This is a genomic window from Streptomyces crystallinus (assembly GCF_039521265.1).
GTDB lineage: Bacteria > Actinomycetota > Actinomycetes > Streptomycetales > Streptomycetaceae > Streptomyces > Streptomyces crystallinus.
In genome coordinates, this window is record NZ_BAAACA010000014.1 from 244136 (window position 1) to 266321 (window position 22186).

Below are 22186 nucleotides of genomic sequence, written 5' to 3' on the forward strand. Positions count from 1 at the left end.
GGATCGGTCGCGTTATCCGACCGGCGAGCTCAGTGTGGACATATGGACGAAGTTCTGGATGTACGCAGAGCGGGTCCGGTGGACGCTGAGCACCGGGTGTTGCTGCTGCCCGGCGGCTTGTGCACCACGGAGTTCTACGCGGATGTGATGGCTCAGCCGGTGATGGCCGAAGCAGGGCTGGGCATGGTGGCGGCGACGATGCCGGGGTTCGGCCGGACCACCGCCCCGGCCGACCTGTCGATGGAGAACTACGCACGGCTGATGGGTGAGTTCGCGGCAGCCGAGGGCTGCGACGTGGTGGTGGGGCACAGCCTGGGCGCCAACGTCGTGATCGAGATGGCCGCCCTCGGTGTGTGCTCCGACCCCTTGGTCCTCCTGTCGCCGACGTTCTCGCGGGCGGACGAGGCCAGGTTCCTCGGGGTTCTGGACCAGGTGGGGCGGATGCCGGCCCTGGGGCCGCTGGCGTGGACGGCCATGCTGAAGGCGATGCCCCAGATGATGAAGAAGGAGATGCTCAAGCAGAACATCCCGGAGGACCGCGCGCAGGCCCTCGCCGCGGACCTGGGCAACAACGACCCCGCGTTCTGCCGCAACGTCGTACGGCACTACTACGAGTACCTCCACCAGCACCCGTCCCTCGTGGCCCGCCTGCGGGCCTCGGGCGCCCGCGCCTGGGTCGTACGCGGCGACCACGACGACATCGGCCTCAAGGACGAAGAGCGCGTCCAACTGGAGGCGAGCCCGCAGATCACGATGGTGACGGTGCCGGACGCGGGACACATGGCGCTGGTGGAACAGCCCGCGCGGGTGGCCGAGGTGATCGTGGAGGCCGCCACGAGTTCCGCGTCCTCATCTCCTTCTGGCACGAGGCCTTGACGACTGCCGGCGAGGGCAAGTGATCACGGTGGCAAGGCTCCTTCACCGCTCCCGCGATCTTCGTGCGCGAGGCGGTCGATAGGCTCACGCCGTGACGACGCAATGGTCTTCGGCAACCCTTCAGCGCTCGCTGGGCGACCCCACGGTCACCTACCCCCTGTGGCCACCGATGACCAGCGGCTGCCCCCGTACCAGTACCGCCGAGGTCTCCTACCCTGTCGAAGTCGACTACGCCTACGACCAGGTCGACCCCTTTCTGTTCGCCACCGCCGCGGGGCGAGGAGGAGGCCTGGACCGCTGGGCTCCGCTGTTGCCGCCGCTGGCCGCGCCGGGGCTGGGTGAGGGCGGCACACCGCTCATCGAGATCGAGGCCGGCGTCTTCGTCAAGGACGAGTCCCGCAACCCCACTTGGAGCCACAAGGACCGGTTGAACCGGTGCACCGTCAGCGCCGCCGTCACCACCGGGGCCCCGGGCGTCGTCGTCGCCTCCTCCGGCAACCACGGGGCTTCCGCCGCCGCCTACGCCGCCCGCGCGGGCCTGCGCTGCGTCGTGGTCGCGGGCCCCGAACTGCCTCCCGCCGTCGACTCCTTCCTCCACGCCTACGGCGCGGTCGTCCTGCCCGTGCCCTGGGAAGCGAGATGGCCGCTGACGCGGAAGATCGTCGAGCGGACGGGCCTGCACCCGGTCAGCAACCTCACCACCACCCACACCGGACACGCCTTCGGCCCCGAGGGGTACAAGACCATCGCGTACGAGATCCACCAGGATCTCGGCGCCCCCGCCGCCGTCTTCGTCCCCACCGCGTACGGCGAACTCCTCTTCGGTGTCTGGAAGGGATTCACCGAACTCCGCTCGCTCGGCCTCATCGACCGGCTGCCGCGGATGTACGCCTGCCAGCCGACTGCGGCCGCGCCGCTCGCCGAGGCAGTGCGGCGCGGAGTACCGGCGGCGCACGTCACGGTGGGACACACCGAGGCCTACTCCATCGTCTCCCCCGTCAGCGGCTATCGCGGTGTGGTCGCCGTCGAGGACAGCGGCGGCCAGGTCCTCGAACTCAGTGACGCACAACTCGAGGCCGCCCACGGGGAACTCGCCCGGGCGGGCCTGTGGACCGAACTGTCCAGCGCCGCCGGACTCGCGGGTCTGCGTACCGTGCCCGACCTCGACGGCCCGGTGGTCTGCATCTCCACCTCCAGCGGCTTCAAGAACCGCAGCGTCGGCTCCCAGTCGACCAAGACCGTCTCCCCGGAATGGGACGACGTCCGCAGCCGACTGCACGCGGCGGGCATCCGCGACTGATCCCCCCTTCCGTAGTGGTACGACCCGCTCAACAGCGGCAGTCGCGCCCGTACGGACCCTCCGGAGGGTGAGCCACCGGTCATCGTGGTTTCCCACGCCGTGGGGGCCCGCTGGCATGCCGTCACCGCCGCCCCTACGGGTGATAGAGCACCCGCGCCCGCGCCACATCGAGGGGTTTTCCCTCATCGAGCGGCAGGAAGTACTCCCCCTGCCACCTCTGCGTACGGTCGGCCTGGCGGCTGGTCGTCGTCACCCACGGCGGATAGACACGGAATCCGCGCTTCCCACCGGCCCCGGCCCGCGACATGATGCCGCGCTCGCACAACACCGCTCGCGGGAACACGAACTGTCCGAAATAGCCGCTGTCGCGGCTGCTGATGACGACGAGATCGACTCCGTCCTCGGCGTCGAAGGGCCGGATGGGGCCCTCGACGGATCGCTGCCATACGGTGACGAACTGGCCCGTCTTCGTAGGGGTGGTCTTCGCTATGCGGAACCTCACCGCCAGCCCGTCCAGCGTGAACCCATGTGCCGCGTACTCCGCGCTCTCGGGCTCGGGCACCGGTGGCGTGCAGACGAAACCGACCGCGTCGTACACCAGCTCCTTGGCCGTCAGGAGGTCACCGGGAAACCCTGACCAGGGCTGATTCGTCGCCATCCGCACATCCTGCCATTCCGGTCGCCACGCCCCCGCAGGTTCTCGGCGAGCGAGTCCCCGCACGGCTCCCGGCACGGCTCCCGGCTCGTACCCACCACAGACAGTGCCGGTGATAGTCTGCTTCGCTGCCACGTTGCTCAAGGCTTCTTCCCGGCGTGCGGAAGTAGGAGCGCAGATGACGGATTGGGCGGAGTACTGGGACCGTCGTTACACCCATGGCGACATCGGGTGGACCCTTGCCCCTCACCCACTGGCGGTCGAGGAGCTGGCGCTGGTGGCGCCGGACGCGGACCCCGCCAAGCCGGGACACCGGGCCCTCGACCTCGGTGCGGGCGCCGGACGGCACACGATGTGGCTCGCCCGGCGCGGTTGGCATGTGACGGCGGTGGACATCTCGGCGGTGGCCCTGGAGCGTACGAAGCAGCAGGCCACGGCGGAAAACGTAGAGGTGACAACCGTTCTCGCCGACCTGGATTCCTATGAGCCGCCGCAGGACACCTTCGGCCTCGCCCTCATCACGTACGTGCACGTCGAACCGGCACAGCGGGCGATGCTGCTGGCCCGGGCGGCCAAGGCGCTGGCGCCGGGCGGACGGCTGGTGATCGTGGGTCACCACCTCGACAACCTCGGCACGGGGCTCGAAGGGCCGTCCCAGCCGGAGAGGATGTTCACCCCGGAGCGCCTGCGCGCCGAGCTGTCGGGCCTGCGTGTCGAGCGCGCCGCGCGGGTCGCGCACACCGTCACCACCTCGACGGGTGAGCGCGAGGCGTACGCCACCGTGATCAGGGCCAGTCGACCGGATCGCACAGCGCAGACCGCTCCCGCCTGACGCGCCCGGCGTCCTGGGAGCGGCGCCCTCACAGGCCGGGCTGGCGCACCACCACCAGACGCACCAGAAGCTTCCGCAGGGCTTCGCGCTCCTCGGCGGAGAGGGGGCTGAGGAACTCCCGGTGGACTTCGGCGAGCACCTCCTGCGCCTCGCGCAGCCGTACGATGCCCCGTTCGGTCAGATGCAGGGCCAGGCTCCGACGGTCGGGGCCGCGTCTGCGTTCCATCAGCCCCGTCCCCTCCAGCGTGTCGACCAGGGCGACGATGGTCATCCGGTTGATGCGCAGCCTGTTCCCCACCGCTCGCTGGTTGAGGCCGGGTTCGGCCGCGACGACGGCCAGTACGCCGAACTGACGCATCGTCACGTGGAGTGGGGACAGATCCCTCTCGACGAAGACGGTGACCGCCTGGGCGGCCTTGCACAGCAGGAAGCCGTGCAGGTGCTGAAGCCCTTCGAACAAGGGTGGATCCGCGACGCCGAGCTCCTTGCTCACGGTCATTCCTCCGGCCCCCTCCAGCGAGCGCCGGGCACGGCGCACGGTCGGCCCCAGGACACTCGACGGGCCGGTCGGCGTATCCCGCCGCGGTGTGTCCGACAGCAGCACTGACTGTCTTTTAGACAGAAGACCAACGACTTTGAGACACGTCAAGCCTTCAACAGCGGGCAACGCAGGCCGCCTTCGACCGCACCCCGGCGGCTTGGCCTCACTGGCGGCGCCCATCCGAGGAGGACAGAGACCGCGTGCGCCCCGGGCGCGTAACCAGCCGGATGGGCAGCCCGTTGCCTCAACTGGGCCGCTCCACCGGGTGATTGGGCCCGTGAACCCCAGCTCTCGCGTTGACGATTCCCGCAGGCCGCCCCATACTGACCCATCAGGTCCTCTGACTATCAGCGCTATTGATTAATCGGCCTTCCGGGACAGTCATGGAGGCGCGGGTGCACGCGACGACCGCAGCCCGTCAGCAGACCACCGAGCCGGAGGGAAGGCCATGAACAAGCGCACCACCGATGCCCAGGACATGCGGCTCATTTACGCCGGATCGTTCCTCGGCAACTTCGACCGGATCGTGATCACCCCGCTGTTGCTGCCCGCGTCCAAGGGCCTGGGCGTCAGCCTCTCCTCCGTCACGATCGCCCTCACCGCGTATCTGCTGCTGTTCGGCCTGATGCAGCCCGTCCACGGCCTGATCTCCGATGTGTACGGGCGCGTACGGGTCATGCGAGCCGCCCTGGTGGGCATCTGCGTCGCCGATCTGGTGTCCGCGCTCGCCCCCAACCTGGGCGTGCTCATCCTCGGGCGCGCGCTCGCGGGCGCGTCGGCGGCCGCGCTGCTGCCGGTGATGGTCGCGTACGTGGGCGACCGGCTGCCCTTCGCCCAGCGGCAGCGGACCGTGGCGAGCGTGCTCGCGGCCGGGGCCGTCGGCACGGCCGCCGCGACCGTGGTCGCCGGTGTCTTCACCCATCTGTGGAGCTGGCGCGCGGCGATCCTGCTGGTGGCGATCTGCTCCCCGCTGCTCGTCCTCGCCTTCGGCCGGCTGCCGGAGGCCTCCGCCCCGGCGCCGAGCGGGACGAGCGTCTCGGCCCGGCTCGCCATGGTCTTCCGTATCGGCTGGTTCCGCTTCCTCGTGGCCTTCGCACTCATCGAGGGCGCGGCCATGCTGGGCTTCTTCAACTTCCTCAACACCGCACTCCAGGCGGGCGGACACAGCGTCGTGTACGCCGGTCTGGTCACCGGCAGCTACGGCCTGGCCGCGGTGGCGGGCGGCGTGGCGGTACGCGCCCTGGGCCAGCGGGTGACGGCCGCGACCCACTTCGCCGTCGGCAGCGTACTGCTCGGCGTGGGCTATCTGGTCTGTGTACCCACCCAGTCGATGGCGACCGTGCTGACCGCCAGCGTGCTCTCCGGCCTTGCCTTCGCGCTCGTCCAGTCCACCGTGCAGACCTGGGGGACCGAGGTCGCGCCGCCCCAGGTACGGGGCATCGCCACCTCCCTGGTGGCCTGCGCCGTCTACACCGGGGCCGCCCTCAGTACGTATCTGGTGAGCGGGCTGGCGGACGACAAGCGCTTCGGCGCCCTCTTCGCGATCGCGGCGGCCGTCACCGTGCCCGTCGCCCTGGTCGGCCCGGTCGCCCGCGCACGCTTCTCGGCCTCCCTGGCCCAGCGACAGAACGAGCCACTCCCGGCCGGGCCACCGGCGGCGCGCCCCTCGCAGCAGCAGCCCTAGGGGATAACCGCGCGCTGCCGGAACGCCGTTGACGCAGGCGTTCTCGCCGACCGTTGTGACCGAACCCTCCAAGCGCGCCCGATGATCTCTGTGTCCAGCCGTGGGACCGCGCACCCCCCGTACGGGCCCAGACTTGCCGGAGGTGGCCGCTGACCAGGGCGGTTACCGCCGACACTGCTTCCGATCCAAGGACTCCCCCGTGAGCGAACGCGTCATCGCGCCCAAGAACCGCGGCTTCCTCTTCCTCGACTCCCACCCCGCCGGGTGTGCCCGGCTCGTCCACGACATGGGGCAGGCCGTCCCCGCCGGGCAGCCGGTGCGCGGCGACGGTGAGCGGCCGGTGGCGCTGGTGATCGGCTCGTCCGCCGGGTACGGACTGGCCGCCACCGTCGCCGGGCTCGCCCGGGTGGGGATCCGCGGCATCGGCGTCTGCTTCGAGAAGGCGCCCAGCCACCGGCGCACCGGGACGGCCGGCTGGTACCGCACCGCCGCCACCGCCGAGCTCGCCCGACAGCACGGCAGCGACATGGTGTTCCTCAACGGCGACGCCTTCGGCGATCCGATGAAGGAGCAGGTCGCCGCGGTGCTCACCGAACGCTTCGGGGGCCGGCTCGACCACCTCGTCTACTCGGTCGCCGCCCCGCGCCGCACCGACCCCGCCAGCGGGGCGACGTACACGTCGGTCCTGAAGCCGATCGGCGCGGCGAACACCACCAAGACCCTGGTCTTCGACGAGCACGGCGCCCCGGACGTCAAGGACGTGACCACCCAGCCGGCCGAGGGCCACGACATCGAGCAGACCGTGGCGGTGATGGGCGGCGCCGACTGGGAGCGCTGGATCACCTTCCTCGCCGACAGGGAGCTGCTCGCCGACGGTTTCAGCACGGTCGCCCTCTCGTACATCGGCTCGCCCCTGACCGCCGCGATCTACCGTCAGGGCACGATCGGCGCCGCCAAGGCCCATCTGGAGGCCACCGCCCGCCAGCTGAACGAGCGTCTGGCCAAGCTGGTCGGCGGACGGGCCGCGACAAGCGTGAACGGCGCGGCCGTCACGCAGTCCTCCACCGCCATCCCTGGCATCGCCCTCTACACCTCGCTGCTGCGCAGCGTCCTGGGCGCGTCGATGGTCCCGCCGGTCGCCCAGCTCATCGAGCTGTGGGACCAGCTCACCGGCGCCCGCCCGCTCACCCTGGACGAGGAGGGCCGCATCCGCCTGGACACCTGGGAGCTCGCCGACACCGTCCAGGCCGCCGTGGCCGAGCGCTGGCGCAGCGCCACCACCGACACCGTCGCGAACCTCGCCGACCTGGACTGGTTCACGGGTGAGGTGCACCGCCTGTACGGCTTCGACGTGCCCGGCATCGACTACACCGCGCCCGTCGCCACCGACATCCCCTGGCCCACCGCGGCGAACTGACCCCGGCCGGGAGCGCCGGAGAGGGACGACGCGACTCGAACGCGGCCCTGTCGCCTGGATCACATGAATAATCACTGCGCGGCGCAGCGATTGCGCTATTCTTCTGCGTAACGCAGTCAATGCGCCCCACAGTGATATCTGATCCCAGGCCCAGGAGAACCCATGCTCACCGTCGCCGTCACCGGAGCCACCGGCACCCAGGGTGGAGCCACCGCCCGCGCCCTGCTGGCCGCCGGCCACCCGGTCCGCGCGCTCACCCGTCGGCCCGACTCCCCCGCCGCCGACACCCTGCGCGGCCTCGGCGCGGAGATACGTCACGCCGACTTCGACGACCGTGCCTCACTGGCGGCCGCGCTCGCCGGGGCGGACTCCCTCTTCGCGGTCACCACCCCGTTCGGCACGGACACCGACACCGAGGTCCGGCAGGGGACGACCCTCGTCGATGTGGCGGCGGAGGCAGGCATCGGGCACATCGTGTTCACCTCCGCCGCCCACGCCGACCGCGACACCGGCGTGCCGCACTACGAGAGCAAGCGCCTGATCGAGCAGCACCTGCGCGCGGCCGGTGTGCCCTGGACGGTGATCGCCCCCGCTGCCTTCATGGACAACTACGCCGGCGGCTGGACCCTCGACGGGCTGCGCGAGGCCACCTTCGCCTGGCCCATGCCCGCCCACCGGCCGCTCACGCTGATCCCCGCCGCCGACATCGGCGCCTTCGCCGCGCTGGTCCTCCAGCGCCGCGACGAGTTCGCCGGGCGCCGCATCGACATCGCCTCCGACGAACGTACGCCCGCGCAGCTGGCGGAGATCCTCGCCGCCGCCCTCGATCTCGCGGTCACCCACCACGAAGTGCCCCTGGCCTACGTCCGGAAGCACTCGACCGATCTGGCCGCCATGTTCGCGTACTTCACCTCCGTCGGTCTCGACGTCGACGTGGCGGGGCTGCGCCGCGACTACCCCGAGGTCGGCTGGCACAGCTTCGCCGACTGGGCCGCCGCGCAGGACTGGCCCGCCCTGCTCTCCGCCACGCCCCGTTGATCACGGCGCCGTGGCTACGACACCGCCTGGGACACCACCGCCGCCGCGTCCGCGATCAGCTTGTTGTCGTAGTCGGCGTCCCGCGTCCCGCGGTTCGACACGATGGCCATGACGATGGGCGCGCCATCGGGCGGCCAGACCACGGCGATGTCGTTGCGGATGCCGTAGACACCGCCCGCGCCGGTCTTGTCGCCGACGGTCCAGCCCTTGGGAACGCCCGCCCGGATGAGCTCGTCCCCGGTGGTGTTGGTCCGCAACCACTGGGTCAGCTGGGCGCGTTCGGGCGTACCGAGACGGTCACCGAGGACGAACGCGCGCAGGTCCCGGGCCAGCGTGCGGGGCGTGCTGGTGTCCCGTACGGAACCGGGGGTCCACTGGTTCAGCTCCGGCTCGCGGCGTTCGACGCGGGTCACCGTGTCCCCCGCCTCCCTGAGCGCCCGCTCCAGGCCCTTCGGCCCGCCGAGCGCGTCGAACAGCAGGTTCCCGGCCGTGTTGTCGCTGTAGCGCACGGCCGCGTCGCCCAGCTCGCCCAGCGTCATCCCCGTGTCGACGTGCTTCTCGGTGACGGGCGAGTTCGCCACCAGGTCGTCCTTGGAGTACCTGATCAGCTTGGACATACCGGCCAGCCCGTACTTGCGCAGGACGGCTCCGGCGGCAAGCGCCTTGAACGTGGAGGCGTAGGCGAACCGCTCGCCGTCGCGGTAGCCGACCTCACGCCCGTTGCCGGTGTTCACCGCGTACACCCCGAGCCGCGCCCCGTACTTACGCTCCAGGTTCTTGAGGTCCACCACGGGCGGCTTCGCGTCCGTACGCGTGCGTGTCGCCGGGCCGGCGGTGGGCTGCGCCTGTGCGGACGTGTTGCCCTCGGGCTGCGCGCAGGCCATCAGGGGAAGTGTCACGAGCAGGGCGAGTCCGCCCAGCGCGGCGCGTCGGGCACGTGAGTGCTGCATGGTCCAACCTCCGGTCGCGCCGCGGGTGTCAGTACGTATCTGGAATGAGTGGCGCATGCCCCGATCCTGCCCCGGGATGTGCGGTCACCGTTGCTCCGACACAGCGGCGAGGGCGTCGCGAGGATCACTTCTCCAGCCAGCGCCGGGCCATCGAGTCCGTGGAGATCAGGGCGTGCGGGCCTGGCCGCCACGCCGCTGAACACGGCGGCCCGGCCCGTAAGTAGGGACTGCCAGTCCCTGGATCAGCCGGTCTCTCCCGTCCTTCGCACCGCCGCGCCAGTGTGGTCACCGGCGCCGAGACACGGCGTCACAGGAAGTGGAGCAGCCGGTCACCGGCGTGACGAGCCCGACGCCCCGCTGCCACCCACCCGTACCTCACCGGAAGCGAGAACGACATGCCCAAGATCTCCGCCGACGACAAGAACCTGACCGTCCTCAACATCTTCACCACCGACGCCCCGGAGAAGCAGGAGGGTCTGCTCGGCGCGATGCGCGAGATCGTCGACTCGGCGGCCTACCCGGGCTGGATGTCCTCCACCGTGCACGCCGGTGTGGACAAGCCCGGTACCGCCAACTTCATCCAGTGGCGCAGCCGCGCCGACCTGGAAGACCGCTACAACGCCGAGGAGTTCGAGCACCGTACGCTCCCGCTCTTCGGCGAGCTGACCACCTCGATCCGGCTGCTCCAGAACGAGATCGCGTACTCCCAGACCAAGTCGGGCGAGGGCGTCGAGATCTCGCCGCAGCGCTCCGACTACACCGTCATCGCGGTCTTCGGCGTGGAGGAGAAGAACCAGGACGGCCTCGTCGACTCCCTCGGCCCGTCGATGCGGTTCCTCGACGAGGTTCCCGGCTTCGTCTCCCACACCGTCCTCAAGGGCATAGCCGCGCGCGGCTTCGAGGGCTCCTTCGTCATCTCGTACTCGCAGTGGGAGAACAAGGAGGCCTGGGACGCCTACCAGGCAGTCCCGCAGGACGCCAGGCCCGCCGCCCGCCTGGACGCCGAGCGCCGCACCGGCTCGCTCCTGACGTCGGTGGACTCCAACGCCTACCAGGTCGTCCACACCCGCGCGGCCGGCGAGTGAGGAGGGCGCGGTAGCGTCCTACGCTGCCGAGTCCGCCTTCCAGTCCTGGACGAGGAGCCCGAGCAGCACCTCGTCCAGGAACTCACCCAACACCCAGGCCGAGGAGCGCAGTACACCCTCGCGTACAAAACCGTTGCGCTCGGCGGAGCGCAGCATCGCGGCGTTGTCCGACAGCGTCTCGATCTGCAACCGGTGCAGACCGCGTACGACGAACCCGTAGTGGCACAGCACCGCGACCACGTCGGTGCCGTAGCCCTGGCCGCGCGAGGACGGCAGCAGCCCCAGGCCGATGTGCGCGGACCGGTTGTGGGTGTCGATGCCCCACAGCGTGGCCGTGCCGACCAGCGTGTTGCCTTCCAACTCCACCACGGAGAACGGGACGTGCCCCTGCTCCTTGTCGTCCACCACGAGCCGCGGGTCCTTCGCACCGGGCGTGATCGGCCGCCACGGCCCGGCTTCTGCCCGCGAGCCGTTGACCACGTCGTCGTAGAGCTCGGTCCGCAGGATCGGGATGTCGTCGTCGTGGCGGGCGCGCAGCCCGACCTTCTTGCCTCGAAGCATGCGAGCTTCCTATCCGACCGGGCCAGTGGGCGGCAATCCAATAAGCAATCCGATAAGCAATCCAATAAGACGCGCGTATACGCGATGAGGGTGTGCCCGTCGCCCGGTGGTTCGGGCTCGCCGGGGCGGTATTGCCGGAGACGACACCCCCGTATCCCTCTCCGGCAACACCCGCCCGCGGGCGAGGGCGCCGTCGAGAGTCCTCTCCAGGACTCGTCGACGCCTCGCGCCATGAGTCTCCGGCCCGTTCGTAGGGCCGCGCCATGGATTTAGCCTCCGGCTCAATGGTCGTGAGACCGCGCCCTCCCGCTCCTGCTAGGCGCTGACCACTTCGCGTACCGCCGCGAGGAACTCCTCCGTACGCGGGTGCGTGGCGTGGGCCGGGCAGGCCAGGTAGACCGTGGTGGCGGGCGCGTCCGCCACGGGGACGAAGCGCACACCCGGGTGGCCGTGGCTCTCCGCCGTGCCCGCGGCGCCCACGCCGAACGCGCTGCCGGTGGCGATGAGGTTCAGCCACTCGTCCACGTTGCGCACCTCGATCGTGCGGTGCGGGCGCTGTTCCGGGGGCCACAGGTCCACCGAGGCGGTGCCGGTGTCCGGCCACAGGGCCAGGGGCAGGGCCGGGTCGGAGGTGAGGTCCGCCAGGCGCACCCGGTCGTGGCCCGCGAGCGGGTGGTCGTCGGGCAGGGCGGCGACCCGGTCCTCGGTGTAGAGGGCCTCGGTGCGGATCCGCGGGTCGGCGGGGACGGTACGCAGCACCGCCACGTCGGTGTCACCGGTGGCCAGGCCCGCCGTGCTGTTGTCCTGGCGGACCACTTCGAGGGGCGCGTGCGGGTGCGCCTGGCGCCAGGTCCGCAGCAGCGGTACGGTCTGCTGCCCCAGCACCGCGCAGGTGTAGCCCAGCCGCAGCGGCCGGTCGACGGCACGGGTGTCGGCCAGCGCCGCGTCGAGATGCGCGAGGATGGCCCGCCCGTGGCCCAGCAGGGTCCGGCCGGCCTCGGTGAGCTCCAGATGCCGGGAGGAGCGGTCGACGAGGCCCACTCCCACCCGCGCCTCCAGCTGGGCGAGGGTGCGGGAGAGGGCGGGCTGCGTCATGTGCAGCCGGGCGGCCGCGGCGGTGACGGTACCCGCCTCGGCGATGGCGGCCAGAGCCCTGAGGTGACGCAGTTCCACATCCATGCCTCCCCAGCATAGTCGCTGCCCAGATGGCATTTCCGGGGGACGAGCGGGCTCCGTAGCCTCGGGTGCGCCGGGTCGGTGGCCCGGCTTCCTTCCCCGGGGCCCTCCCCCGGGGCCGCCCGCTGTATCCCGGGCGTTCCTTTCAGAAACTGGACGGTGAGTTGTGAGGATTCTTCTGGTCGGCGCGGCCGGCACGCTGGGCTCCGCGGTGCACAAGGCGCTCGCGGAGCGGGGCCATGAGGTGATCGGCGTGGGCCGCACCGGCGGGGACCTGGTCGCCGACGTCACCGACCCGCAGGCCGTGGCCCGGCTGTACGCGCAGGCCGGCCCGCTGGACGCGGTGGCCGTCGCGGCGGGCGACGCCGTGTTCAAGCCGCTGGCCGAGCTCACCGGCGACGACTTCGCGGCGACGCTGCGCGGCAAGGCGCTCAGCCAGGTGGAGCTGGTGCGCCAGGGCGTCCGGCACGTGGCCGCGACGGGCTCGTTCTCACTGATCAGCGGGATCCTCACGGAGGAGCCGATCGTGGCGGGCGCCGCCGCCTCGGCGGCCAACGGCGCGGTGGAGGCGTTCGTACGGGCCGCCGCCATCGAACTCGCGCCGCAGCGGATCAACGCGGTGAGCCCGACGGTGGTCGAGGAGTCGCTGCCCGCCTACGGCCCGTTCTTCGTGGGCATGGAGGCCGTGCCCACGGCGCGCGTCGCCACGGCGTACGTCCGCTCCGTCGAAGGGGCGCAGACGGGCCAGATATACCGGGTGCGCTGAGCACGCACGCCGGCGAGGCCCGCGCGACGATCACCCACGCCCACGACCCGCGTACGCGGGCCCGACGGGTGATCTTCGCGCGGGTCGGAGGCTGTTCTGGGCGGGTGCGCGGATACCGCGGGCCAATACTGCGGACATGCGACCCACCCGCCGCCTCACCGTGCTGCGCCTCGCCGCGGTCACCGCCCTCCTCGCACTCAGCACCCCCGTCTCCGCCGCCGACGGCGCCGTGGGCAGCGGTGGCCACCACCGGCCCTGCGTCAGTTCCCGGCTGCCTGCCCACGGCCCGGCACGGAACGTCCTGCGGATCGCCGAGCAGGCCAAGAGGGAGATGGACCTCAAGTCCGTGATCGTGCGGGTCACGGTCGACGGGCGCGAGCTCGTCACCACCGCGCTCGGCGAGTCCATGACCGGGGTCCCGGCCGACCCCGCCATGCACTTCCGCAACGGCAACGTGGCCATCGCCTATATGGGCACGGCCCTGTTGCGACAGGTCGACGACGGCAAGGTGAGGCTGGACGACCCCGTCGGCCGCTGGGTGCAAGGCCTCCCGCACCACCTCGGTGACCGCATCACCCTGCGGATGCTCGGCGCCTCCACGTCCGGCCTCGTCGACTACGTCACCTCCCCCGGTTTCTCCACCAAGGTCTACGCGGATCCGTTCCGCCAGTGGACGGCCAAGGAACTGGTGGGTGTCTCCACCGCGCTGCCGCTGTGGTACCGCCCCGGCACCAACTGGAGCTACTCCCACGCCAACTTCGTCATCCTCGGCGCCGCGCTGGAGAAGATCACCGGGACTCCGCTCGACGTCCTGCTCCAGGAGCAGGTCATGGGCCCGCTGGGCCTGACCGAGACCCGCAACAGCTTCACTCCCGAGATTCCCAGGCCGGTGCTGCACGCCTTCACCGCCGAGCGCGGCACGTACGAGGAGTCCAGCTTCTGGAACCCCTCGTGGACCACCGCGCCCGGCGCGGTGCAGACCACGAACATCTGCGATCTGGCCCGGTCGGCCTCGGGCATCGGCTCGGGCGAGCTGCTCTCCCGGGCCGGCTACCGGGAGATGCTGAACCCGAGGACGGTGGGTCTGGGGCGCCCGACCAAGACCTGCCCGGCGACGATCTGCCTCCCGCAGACCAGAGCCACCCACTACGGCATGGGTCTGCTCGTCCTCGGCGACTGGATCAGCCAGCACCCGCTGTTCTTCGGCTACACCGCCGCCCAGGCCTATCTGCCGTCCGAGCGCCTGGCCATCGCGGTGACGACGACCAACGGGCCCAAGGCGAAGGGCGGCCACACCTCCCAGGTGCTGACCCAGCGCATCGCCGCGGCCCTCGCTCCGCAGCACCCCATCCCCGACTTCGGCTGAGCCGCGTCCCGTCCCGTATCCGCCTTGCGCCCACCTCCGCCGGGGGTGGGCGCGTGTCTGTGCGGCCGCCCGGGTGGACGAGGTCAGCTTCGGGGCACGGAAGTGATCAGGTCCCGCATCCACTCCACGTACAGCCGCATGTTCTTGTGCGCGACATCGGTGTCCGGGTGGCGGCTCGTGAACCACAGACCTTCGTGGAGCCTGTTGAACCACACGTACACCTTGTCGCCGTACGTCACCCGGCCCAGGGCGTACACCTTGCGCTCGGCCCACCACTTGGACCCGGGGGCGTCCCGGGCGTCGAGGAACGACACGACCGAGTACAGATCGGGCGACGCCGGGTGGAACTCGGGGCCCAGCAGCCCCAGGATGCGGGCCAGCGGCACCCGCGCCAGGCGCCTGTTGGCCCGCAGTTGGGCTCGTACGGCCTTCAGCGCGCCGGAGAAGTCGGACGCCACGGGCACCTCGATCGGGACGGCGCCCACGAACCAGCCCACGGAGTCCGACCACCGTTCCGCGGCCCTCGTGTGGAAGGGCACGACCGTCCGGTAGACCTGCTCACCGCCGATGTGGTGCACGGCGAGGCTCGTCGCGGCCAGGATGCCGACCAGGCTGCCGCCGAAGGGACGGCAGTACGCCTCGAACGCGGCGGCGCTCTCCGCGTCCACGAGCATCTCGCGCACGAGGATCTGGGGTTGCAGGCCCTGGCCGGGATCGAGTCCGAGGTCGACGGGGAAGTTCGGCAGCTGCCCGCCGCACTGGCGGATGAACTCCCGCCAGTGGCTGACGCTGGAGTGGTCGACCTCGATGCGGTCGGCCTCGGCCCGTTCCGTCTCGCAGAAGTCGACGTAACTGGCGGCCGGCGCCTGCTCCTCGGGGCGTCCTTCGACGGCGGCGGTGTAGAGGTCGTGGATCTCGGCGGGGATGCGGAAGATGGAGTAGCCGTCGACGTTGCTGTGGTCGAAGGCCAGGTACACGCTGGTGCAGTCGGGCCGGACGACGGCGGTGTAGAGGAAGTTCGGCCAGCCGAGCGCGTACGCCGCCTCGTCGAACCGGGCTTCGAGATGCTGGACCAGCTGTGCCGCATCGGGGAAGTCGCCGACCACCTCGCGGCGCAGCGCCACGTCCTCGGCGCCGACCGTGAACCGGCGCATCTCCTCCCCGGCCCAGCGGAAGCCGCTGCGCAGTGTCTCGTGCCGGAGTGTCCATCTGCGCAGCGCCTCCTCCAGCGCGTCGAGGTCGACCGCACCCGGAAGGTCGAACGTCGCACCGAGCCAGGTCGGCAGCACGAGATCATCTCGCAGTACGGAGCGGACCGTGCGGAAGTGCGACTCCTGGATGTAGGCAGGGGGTCTCACGTCCTCCGGCTGACCGGTCGCCGCCGCGACGGTTCCCGGACCTAGCGTCCACTCGACCAGCCGTCCGGGCCGGACCTCGCAGCGCTGGATGTCGGTCATTCGCACGGGGCGTCTCCGTTCACAAAGGGACAGGCTCCCAAGCCAACGGCGCGCCCGCGGCGGCCAGGATCGTTTTCCCGGTTTTTCAACGCATCGGATGGCACCTCGCACAACCGTCCAAACCGCCGCAGAGCGGCCCTCCCCGCCCGATCCGCGGACTCGTCGTGGAGCCTCGCATATGCGGCTGAGCGTCTGCGTCATGGTCGCGCGGGGTTCTCCACGATGAAATGAGCTCGAAGCGGCCAAGCGCCAAGTGCCAAGCCCCAAGCACTGAGTGCCAAGTGCCAAGTGAACGCCACGCGGAGGGTTTTATGAGTCACATGGACATGAGTCACATAGAGGTGTCCCACCACACTGGCGCGTCCGCCGCCGGGCCCGTCCGGGCATCGGCCGACAGGCTCACGGGGCTGCTCCTGGGTGCCGCGGCGGTGACGATGGGGCTGATGGCGGGGCTCTTCTTCGCCTTCGACGTCTCCGTGATGCCGGGTCTGGCGAAGGGGGACGACCGCACGTATGCCACCGCCATGCAGAACATCAACGCGGTCATCGACGGCAGCGGCCCCTTCGCCCTGGTCTTCATCGGCGCGTTGGTGCTCACGGCATGGGCCGCGTTCCGCGCCTTGCGCAAAGGACGGCGGGAGACGGGCTGGTGGCTCCTGGCCGCGACGCTCTGCTATGCGGCCGCGCTGCTGCTGACCGTGGGGATCAACATTCCCTTGAACAACAAGCTGGCCGACCTGGGCCACCCCGGCCCCTCCACCGACTACTCGGTGATCGAGGACTTCAAGGGCACCTGGGAGACCGCCAACATCTTCCGCACGCTCCTGTGCCTCACGGCCCTGGGCGGCATCGTGCGCGCCCTGCTGCTGCACGGCCGCGCCACGGCCCGGACCGACATCGGCTGAGGCCGCGAAGGCTGAGAGCCTTGCGGCGCGCCACGCGGCGTGGGGCACCCGCCGTCGATGCGGGCGCCCCGGCCGCGTCAGATCATCAGCAGCAGCCGCGTGTGCGCCACCAGCTTCCGGTTCACACTGGTGCTCTGCACGAAGATCGTGAAGTCGTCGTTGTGGTCCGGCTTCACGCGCGCCTCCGCGTCCGGCAGACCGAGCAGGGCCCGCGCCTCCGGCCCCGTGTACACCCGGTCCGTCTTCTTCTCCAGGACCGCGATCTGCTTGCGCGCCTGGATCTTCTCCGACTTGCTCAGCTGATAGAACGCGCAACCCGTGCGGTAGGTGTGTCCGCACTCGATGACCCAGTCACGTATCGCCGCTTCCCGCGCCACCGGGATGAGCTGGTACTTCGACGGCTCCACCGGCGTGAGACCGGCCGCCTCGATGGTCTCCTTGTTGACCGCGTCGGCTCCCGTGGAGAACACCGCCCGCGAGCCCCGGACGCCCTGGGCGCGGCCCACCATGAAGTTCTCGGTGGCCTGCTGGATGACCCGCCCGGCCTCCTCCAGGCCCCGGGTGCTGGTGGCGTCCCAGATGGCGATGTTGTCCTTCGGGAAGCCGCACTGCATGGCCTCGCGCTTGCCCATCTGGTCCGGCACCAGCACGGCCAGGGTCCAGTTGTCCTGCTGTGTCGCGATCATCTCGGCGACGGCCTTCACCAGTTCACGGGGCTTCCTGCTGGGGGCGTCCGGGCTGTGGTGGCTCGCGTTCTCCTGGCCGTCGGTCAGCACGAACGTCAGGAAGCTGTGGTCGCCGTACAGTTGCGCCGTCTGCGCCAGCTCCCGCTGCGACTTGAGAGCCGCCGCCAGCAGGGCCGTCATCCCGCCGACCCGGTACAGCTCCTTCAGGGACGGCATCCGCAGCACGTCCTTGTCGTAGATGACGCACTCCACCGTGTCCGCGAACACGTACACCGTTACGCGGGTTTCCTGCTCCAACTCCCGCGACCGGCGGGCGAGGTAGGCGATCTGCTGGTCGGCCACCTCGACGACCTTGCGGCTCAGGTGCGACATGGACGAGCTGGCATCCAGCACAAGAGCGACGTGGTTGATGTAGTTCTGGTTTCCGGACACGACAGGTCCCCCCTCGTTCTCTCCGACTTGGATGCTTCGATCCTCCCACCCACCACTGACAATCGATCTTGGATCGCGGTCGGCAGGAGGCCCGCAAGCAGAGGTCGGAGCGAACAAAGAGGCAGACCACCGGGTCGACCGCGCGCTTCGGGCCGCGGTCGTGCCGGTGGTCCGCCAGTGGGTCGTGCGACCGGTGTGCTCAGTGGAGGCAGAGGCAGAAGGGGTGGCCCGCCGGGTCCGCGTACACCCGCCAGTTGGCGTCCGGACGGACCTGGTCCGTGCGCTCCAGCACGGTCGCGCCGAGGGCGAGCACCCGCTTCTCCTCCTCTTCGAGGTCGTCCACGTCGAAGTCCAGGTGCATCTGCTGCGGGCGCTGCTGTCCGGGCCACTCGGGCGGCTGGTAGCCGTCCACCTGCTGGCAGGCCAGCGGCGTCCCCTCGAACCCGTGGACCTCGATCCACTCGGGGTCGTCCGGGTCCGCGACCACCCGACCGCCGAGCAGTTCCGCGTAGAACTGCGCGAGCCCGACCGGATCAGCACAGTCCAGCGCGATCGCTTGCAGCTTTCGAATCACTTGCGACACCTCTCGCTCTTCAACCCCCTACGCAACACTCCGTACGAGACAGGTCGTACCCGCCACCACAGCGGCCATGCACGGGGGTGTGGCGGCACGGCGATACGGCGGACGACGCCCGTTCATCCGTTCGGCCCGCTTGGCGCCGTGGCCACCGGGTACAGAACGCCCCGTCGTCCCACCCCAGCAACACCCGCCCGGAGGCACGCATGCCCGACAAGACCGGACCCTACAAACCCGGCACCCCCTGCTGGATCGACCTGATGGTCCCCGACCAGCAGGCCGCCCTCGACTTCTACTGCGACCTCTTCGGCTGGCAGGGGGAGGTCGGTCCGCCGGAGACCGGCGGCTACTCGGTGTGCCTCCTCAAGGGCAAGCCCGTCGCCGGGATCATGAAGGCGATGAACCCGGACGGCACCGTGCCCGACCCGCTGCCGCCGACCGTGTGGACGACGTATCTGGCCACCGACTCCGTCGACGCCACCCTCAAGGCCGTCACCGATGCCGGCGGCTCCGTCGTGATGGGCCCACAGGACGTCATGGACCTCGGCCGGATGGCCGTCATCACCGACCCGACGGGCGCCGTCGTCGGTCTGTGGCAGGCCGGCACCTTCGACGGCGCGGGCATCGTCAACGAGCACGGCGCGCTCATCTGGAACGAGCTGAACACCGGCGACACCAAAGCGGCCGCCGACTTCTACGGCGCCGTGCTGCCGCTCGAAGCCGCGCCCGCGGGGATGCCCGGCGCCGAGGGGTACATCGCGTTCAAGGTCGGCGACCGCGCGATCGGCGGGATGATGGATCTCTCCGCGCTCCCGCCGGGTGTGCCGCCGCACTGGATGCCGTACTTCGGCGTGGACGACGTCGACAGCATCCAGAACGCCGCCGTACGGGCGGGCGGCTCGGTCCTGGCCCCGGCCTTCGACATGGCAGCGGGCCGTATGGCCGTCCTCGCGGACCCGCAGGGCGGAGGCTTCTCCGTCATCAAGGCCACCGCCCCCGAACAACCGGAATAACCCTTCCGGCCGAGTGCCCCGCCGGCCCGGCCGCCCCGTGGTCCTGCCCCCGCATCAGGAGGCAGGACCACCGGGTGAGTGGGTCGCGAAGCCAGCTCGCAGGAACACGCTGACCTGCTCCGCTAGAGGCGGTCCGGCAAACGGGGTTGGCCGGGCACCGGTCCGCTGTCGCTCCACAGGCGCGGACCACCGTGGTCGCGCAGCCGGCGCAGGAAGGAGAGCACACCTGCGCTGCCTGTCGCCCACCCCGCGCCCGAAGCGGCCAGGGTGTTGTCGGGGAAGACCGGTCGCCGCGGGGTGCCGCCGCTGCGGCACAGGATCAGCCCCGCCACCTCCTCGGCCGCGCGGTTCAGCGTCCCGTCGCCGGTCACCGCCTCGGCGTCGATGAGCAGTTCCCCCACGCCCGCCAGCCCACAGCACTGGGACACCGGGCTCATACGGGGTGCGAGGTCACGGCACGCCCGGGCGCACCGCACCCCCAGGTCCGTCAGATGCCGGTCCCCTTCGTGCCCGCCCGTCTCGATCAGCAGGGTCCCGATCCCGCCGAGCCCACGGCACCACGAACCGTAGCGCCGGTGGGCCTCGGGGCGGGCCGCCAGTGCCAGCAGACGCGGTGTGTACGCGGCGAGTTCGGCCAGTTGCGAGCGGGCCGCGGCCCCGGCGGCGGGATCGCCGGTGAAACGGTGGTAGGCGTGCAGGAAATGGATGACGCCCGCCTGGCCGTGGGCGAAGCCGAACGGGAACGCCGCCTCGGACGCCGCCGCCGAGCGCTGCGGACGGGGCCGCTCCCGCCCGTCCTCCATGGCCAGCAGCGTGCCGACACACTCCTTCGCCGCCGCCAGCCGCGCATCGCCCTCCTCGCGCCGCCCCGCCGCGTACGCTCGCCGGGCCAGCACCAACAGCCCGGTCCCGGCGCCCGCCGCGCCACCGATCTGGTCACCGGTGTCGTCATACGGGCGCGGGCTCGGCGGTGGGACGAACGCCTCGGCCGTGCCGGTCAGTTCGGCGGCGGCTTCGAGGAAGAGGTCCACGCCGGTACGACCGGTGTAGAGCGCGGTGGTCAGGGTGGGCAGGACGGTGTGGTGGGCGGTGCGACGGGCGAGGTCGGCCACCGCCTGTGTGACGCCCGGGTGGTCTCGGTGGTGCAGCAGTTCCAGGCCCACGCCGGCCGCGCCGTCGTACAGGGTCAGCCCGAAGTGCAGCTGTCCGGGGTGGGGCTGTGCCCGTGCGGGCAGATCGGCGGTGGCGGTGACGCAGGTGGCGACCGTATGCGCGATCAGATCGTCCAGGAGGTCGCGGGTGAACCTCGGCGCTGAGGGAAGCCGACGCCCGGTCGCCGCCGGTACCCGCTGCCCGCGCCATCGCCGTGCGCAGGTGACACGCCGTACCGGGTCGGGGTCCATGAGCCCCGCGACGAGTTCGCGTGCCGGACGCCGTGGTACGCCGGGGAGCACGGCGGCCAGACACGCGAGGGTGCGGTCCCGGTTGACGGTGTCGTCGCGGTCGACGACCACCGGGTCCATTCCGGTGAGCGCGAAGTACAGGGTCGCGCCGAGCGCGTAGAGGTCGTCGGCCGGTTCGGGTGGGCGGCCCGCGCGGTACACCGGCATCGAGTAGCCCGGTGTCGCTCCGGCGGGCCGGTCGCCGTGCAGGGCGCTGACGCCGAAGTCCACGAGGTGGGCGGTGCCGTCCTCGGCGAGCACCACGTTGGACGGTTTGAGATCGCCCACCACGACTCCGCGCGCGTGCACCGCTTCGAGCACCGTCAGCAACCGGCGCGCCAGCGCCGTGACTTCGCGGTGGTGCGTCCGCGTATCGGCGGCCTCGGGCGCTGGTGTGTACGGCCCGTGGCCGAGTACGTCGCGGCGCAGGTCGCGGGGCCCGCAGTCGGTGGTGATCAGGTACTCGTCGTCGCCATGGCGGAGGTGGTCGCGCACCTGGGGGACGCCGTCGACCCCAGCGAGGGCGCCCAGCACGGCGTGCTCGTGCCGCAGACGGCCACGGGCGTCGACGCCGTCGGGGCCCTCACCGACGTGGGCCCTGGCCTGTTTGACGGTCACGCGCTGACCGGAGGCGGTGTCCTCGGCGCGGTAGACGTCTCCGTGCGGGGAACGGGAGATGCCCGAGGTGAGCCGGTACCGTCCGCCGATCAGGGGCGTGGGGCGGGGCGGGGGCGGTGTGGCAGCGCGGAACGGGTCGGTGGCCCAGGGCGGTTGGCGGTAGCGCGTGCCCGCCCGGCCACGGAAGGGCTCTCCATCGGGCCCGGTCATCACGAGCGCCGCGTCGTCGGTGCCCGTGGTCCGGAAGGGCCCGTAGCGGTAGTAGACGGGGGCGTCGGAGCGGATCTGGCGGTCGCTGAGGACCCGGGGGGCCGGTCGCCCGGCCAGGACACGGGCGAGTTCGCCGCCGAGCGCGGTCACATCCCGTGGTCGCGGGTAGACGGTGACCGCCTTGCCGACCAGTGCCGCGTCGAGCGCCCCGCTGTTCATCAGGCCCAACACCGTGGCTTCACGGGCGAATTTGGCGTCGCAGACATAGCGCAGCAACACCGGGGTGATCAGGTCCGCGACCTGGGAGAGGTCCTCCGCGCGGGCGGATATGTGCAGTTTCCAACCGTGGTCGGGGAGTTCGCTCGCCGTGGCGCGGGGAGCGAACACGTACACCCACTGGTCGTCGACGGCGAGTCGCCGCCCGCTGCCGTCGAGCAGGTGCCCGAGCTGCTCGTCGAGGCCGAGCTGTGGCCCTGGACCGCCGGCCGGGGGCACCGCGTTCCCCGGCCCGCCGTACGGGCCTGTGCCGTGCACGCCAGTGGCGGCCGCCCCGGACAACTCCTCACCGGCCGAGGCCGGTCCGGCCGCCACTGGTGCTC

20 protein-coding genes are annotated in these 22186 nt (G+C 71.1%); 11 read left to right on the forward strand and 9 right to left on the reverse strand.

Annotated elements, in window-relative coordinates:
* Window positions 1–42: 42 nt before the first annotated feature.
* Both ABD236_RS11695 and ABD236_RS11700 read left to right on the forward strand, forming a co-directional pair.
* Window positions 43–876: an alpha/beta fold hydrolase gene (locus tag ABD236_RS11695; RefSeq protein ID WP_344073285.1), complete on the forward strand. Its 834-nt coding sequence runs from the start codon at window positions 43–45 to the stop codon at window positions 874–876.
* Window positions 877–1045: 169 nt separating this feature from the next.
* Complete coding sequence (locus tag ABD236_RS11700) at window positions 1046–2176, forward strand: threonine synthase (RefSeq protein ID WP_344074215.1); 1131 nt, start codon at window positions 1046–1048, stop codon at window positions 2174–2176.
* 133 nt (window positions 2177–2309) lie between these two features.
* Here the strand turns inward: ABD236_RS11700 and ABD236_RS11705 are convergent, their stop codons facing one another.
* Window positions 2310–2834 (reverse strand): MepB family protein, encoded by a 525-nt coding sequence (locus ABD236_RS11705; RefSeq protein ID WP_344073287.1) that lies wholly within the window; start codon window positions 2832–2834, stop codon window positions 2310–2312.
* Window positions 2835–3009: 175 nt separating this feature from the next.
* Between ABD236_RS11705 and ABD236_RS11710 the strand changes: the two genes are divergently transcribed.
* Window positions 3010–3663: a class I SAM-dependent methyltransferase gene (locus ABD236_RS11710; protein ID WP_344073289.1), complete on the forward strand. Its 654-nt coding sequence runs from the start codon at window positions 3010–3012 to the stop codon at window positions 3661–3663.
* A gap of 28 nt (window positions 3664–3691) precedes the next feature.
* Here the strand turns inward: ABD236_RS11710 and ABD236_RS11715 are convergent, their stop codons facing one another.
* A complete protein-coding gene (locus ABD236_RS11715; protein WP_344073291.1) occupies window positions 3692–4162 on the reverse strand; it encodes a MarR family winged helix-turn-helix transcriptional regulator in 471 nt (156 codons plus the stop codon).
* Window positions 4163–4652: 490 nt separating this feature from the next.
* On the opposite strand from ABD236_RS11715, the gene ABD236_RS11720 reads away from it, so the two are divergent.
* From ABD236_RS11720 to ABD236_RS11730, 3 genes are all read left to right on the forward strand, one after another.
* A complete protein-coding gene (locus ABD236_RS11720) occupies window positions 4653–5888 on the forward strand; it encodes an MFS transporter (protein WP_344073293.1) in 1236 nt (411 codons plus the stop codon).
* 199 nt (window positions 5889–6087) lie between these two features.
* On the forward strand, window positions 6088–7305 hold the full coding sequence (fabV, locus tag ABD236_RS11725) for an enoyl-[acyl-carrier-protein] reductase FabV (protein ID WP_344073295.1): 1218 nt from the start codon (window positions 6088–6090) through the stop codon (window positions 7303–7305).
* 162 nt (window positions 7306–7467) lie between these two features.
* Window positions 7468–8343, forward strand: a complete 876-nt coding sequence (locus ABD236_RS11730) for an NmrA/HSCARG family protein (protein ID WP_344073297.1) — start codon at window positions 7468–7470, stop codon at window positions 8341–8343.
* Between the two features lie 14 nt (window positions 8344–8357).
* On the opposite strand, the gene bla is transcribed toward ABD236_RS11730, so the two are convergent.
* Window positions 8358–9293, reverse strand: a complete 936-nt coding sequence (gene bla, locus ABD236_RS11735; RefSeq protein ID WP_344073299.1) for a class A beta-lactamase — start codon at window positions 9291–9293, stop codon at window positions 8358–8360.
* Window positions 9294–9688: 395 nt separating this feature from the next.
* Here bla and ABD236_RS11740 point away from each other — a divergent pair, with 395 nt between their 5' ends.
* Complete coding sequence (locus ABD236_RS11740) at window positions 9689–10378, forward strand: antibiotic biosynthesis monooxygenase family protein (protein WP_344073302.1); 690 nt, start codon at window positions 9689–9691, stop codon at window positions 10376–10378.
* An 18-nt stretch (window positions 10379–10396) separates the two neighbouring features.
* On the opposite strand, the gene ABD236_RS11745 is transcribed toward ABD236_RS11740, so the two are convergent.
* Window positions 10397–10939 (reverse strand): GNAT family N-acetyltransferase, encoded by a 543-nt coding sequence (locus tag ABD236_RS11745; protein WP_344073304.1) that lies wholly within the window; start codon window positions 10937–10939, stop codon window positions 10397–10399.
* A 315-nt stretch (window positions 10940–11254) separates the two neighbouring features.
* Window positions 11255–12118: a LysR family transcriptional regulator gene (locus ABD236_RS11750; protein ID WP_344073306.1), complete on the reverse strand. Its 864-nt coding sequence runs from the start codon at window positions 12116–12118 to the stop codon at window positions 11255–11257.
* 163 nt (window positions 12119–12281) lie between these two features.
* On the opposite strand from ABD236_RS11750, the gene ABD236_RS11755 reads away from it, so the two are divergent.
* Together ABD236_RS11755 and ABD236_RS11760 are read left to right on the forward strand one after the other, a co-directional pair.
* Window positions 12282–12881 (forward strand): short chain dehydrogenase, encoded by a 600-nt coding sequence (locus ABD236_RS11755; RefSeq protein WP_344073309.1) that lies wholly within the window; start codon window positions 12282–12284, stop codon window positions 12879–12881.
* 136 nt (window positions 12882–13017) lie between these two features.
* Entirely contained in the window at window positions 13018–14247 is a 1230-nt protein-coding gene (locus ABD236_RS11760; protein WP_344073311.1) for a serine hydrolase domain-containing protein, read from the forward strand.
* Window positions 14248–14330: 83 nt separating this feature from the next.
* On the opposite strand, the gene ABD236_RS11765 is transcribed toward ABD236_RS11760, so the two are convergent.
* Window positions 14331–15710, reverse strand: coding sequence for a condensation domain-containing protein (locus ABD236_RS11765; protein WP_344073313.1), 1380 nt, complete (start codon window positions 15708–15710; stop codon window positions 14331–14333).
* 314 nt (window positions 15711–16024) lie between these two features.
* Here ABD236_RS11765 and ABD236_RS11770 point away from each other — a divergent pair, with 314 nt between their 5' ends.
* Window positions 16025–16609 (forward strand): anthrone oxygenase family protein, encoded by a 585-nt coding sequence (locus tag ABD236_RS11770; protein ID WP_344073315.1) that lies wholly within the window; start codon window positions 16025–16027, stop codon window positions 16607–16609.
* 77 nt (window positions 16610–16686) lie between these two features.
* On the opposite strand, the gene ABD236_RS11775 is transcribed toward ABD236_RS11770, so the two are convergent.
* Window positions 16687–17727 carry a vWA domain-containing protein gene (locus tag ABD236_RS11775; RefSeq protein ID WP_344073318.1) on the reverse strand — a complete coding sequence of 347 codons (1041 nt, stop codon included), beginning with the start codon at window positions 17725–17727 and terminating at the stop codon, window positions 16687–16689.
* Window positions 17728–17926: 199 nt separating this feature from the next.
* Window positions 17927–18301, reverse strand: coding sequence for a VOC family protein (locus tag ABD236_RS11780; RefSeq protein ID WP_344073320.1), 375 nt, complete (start codon window positions 18299–18301; stop codon window positions 17927–17929).
* A gap of 209 nt (window positions 18302–18510) precedes the next feature.
* Here ABD236_RS11780 and ABD236_RS11785 point away from each other — a divergent pair, with 209 nt between their 5' ends.
* The gene (locus ABD236_RS11785) at window positions 18511–19317 is read left to right on the forward strand and encodes a VOC family protein (RefSeq protein WP_344073322.1); all 807 of its coding nucleotides are present in this window, start codon (window positions 18511–18513) and stop codon (window positions 19315–19317) included.
* Between the two features lie 122 nt (window positions 19318–19439).
* Here the strand turns inward: ABD236_RS11785 and lanL are convergent, their stop codons facing one another.
* Window positions 19440–22178: a class IV lanthionine synthetase LanL gene (gene lanL / locus ABD236_RS11790; protein WP_344073324.1), complete on the reverse strand. Its 2739-nt coding sequence runs from the start codon at window positions 22176–22178 to the stop codon at window positions 19440–19442.
* Window positions 22179–22186 lie beyond the last annotated feature (8 nt).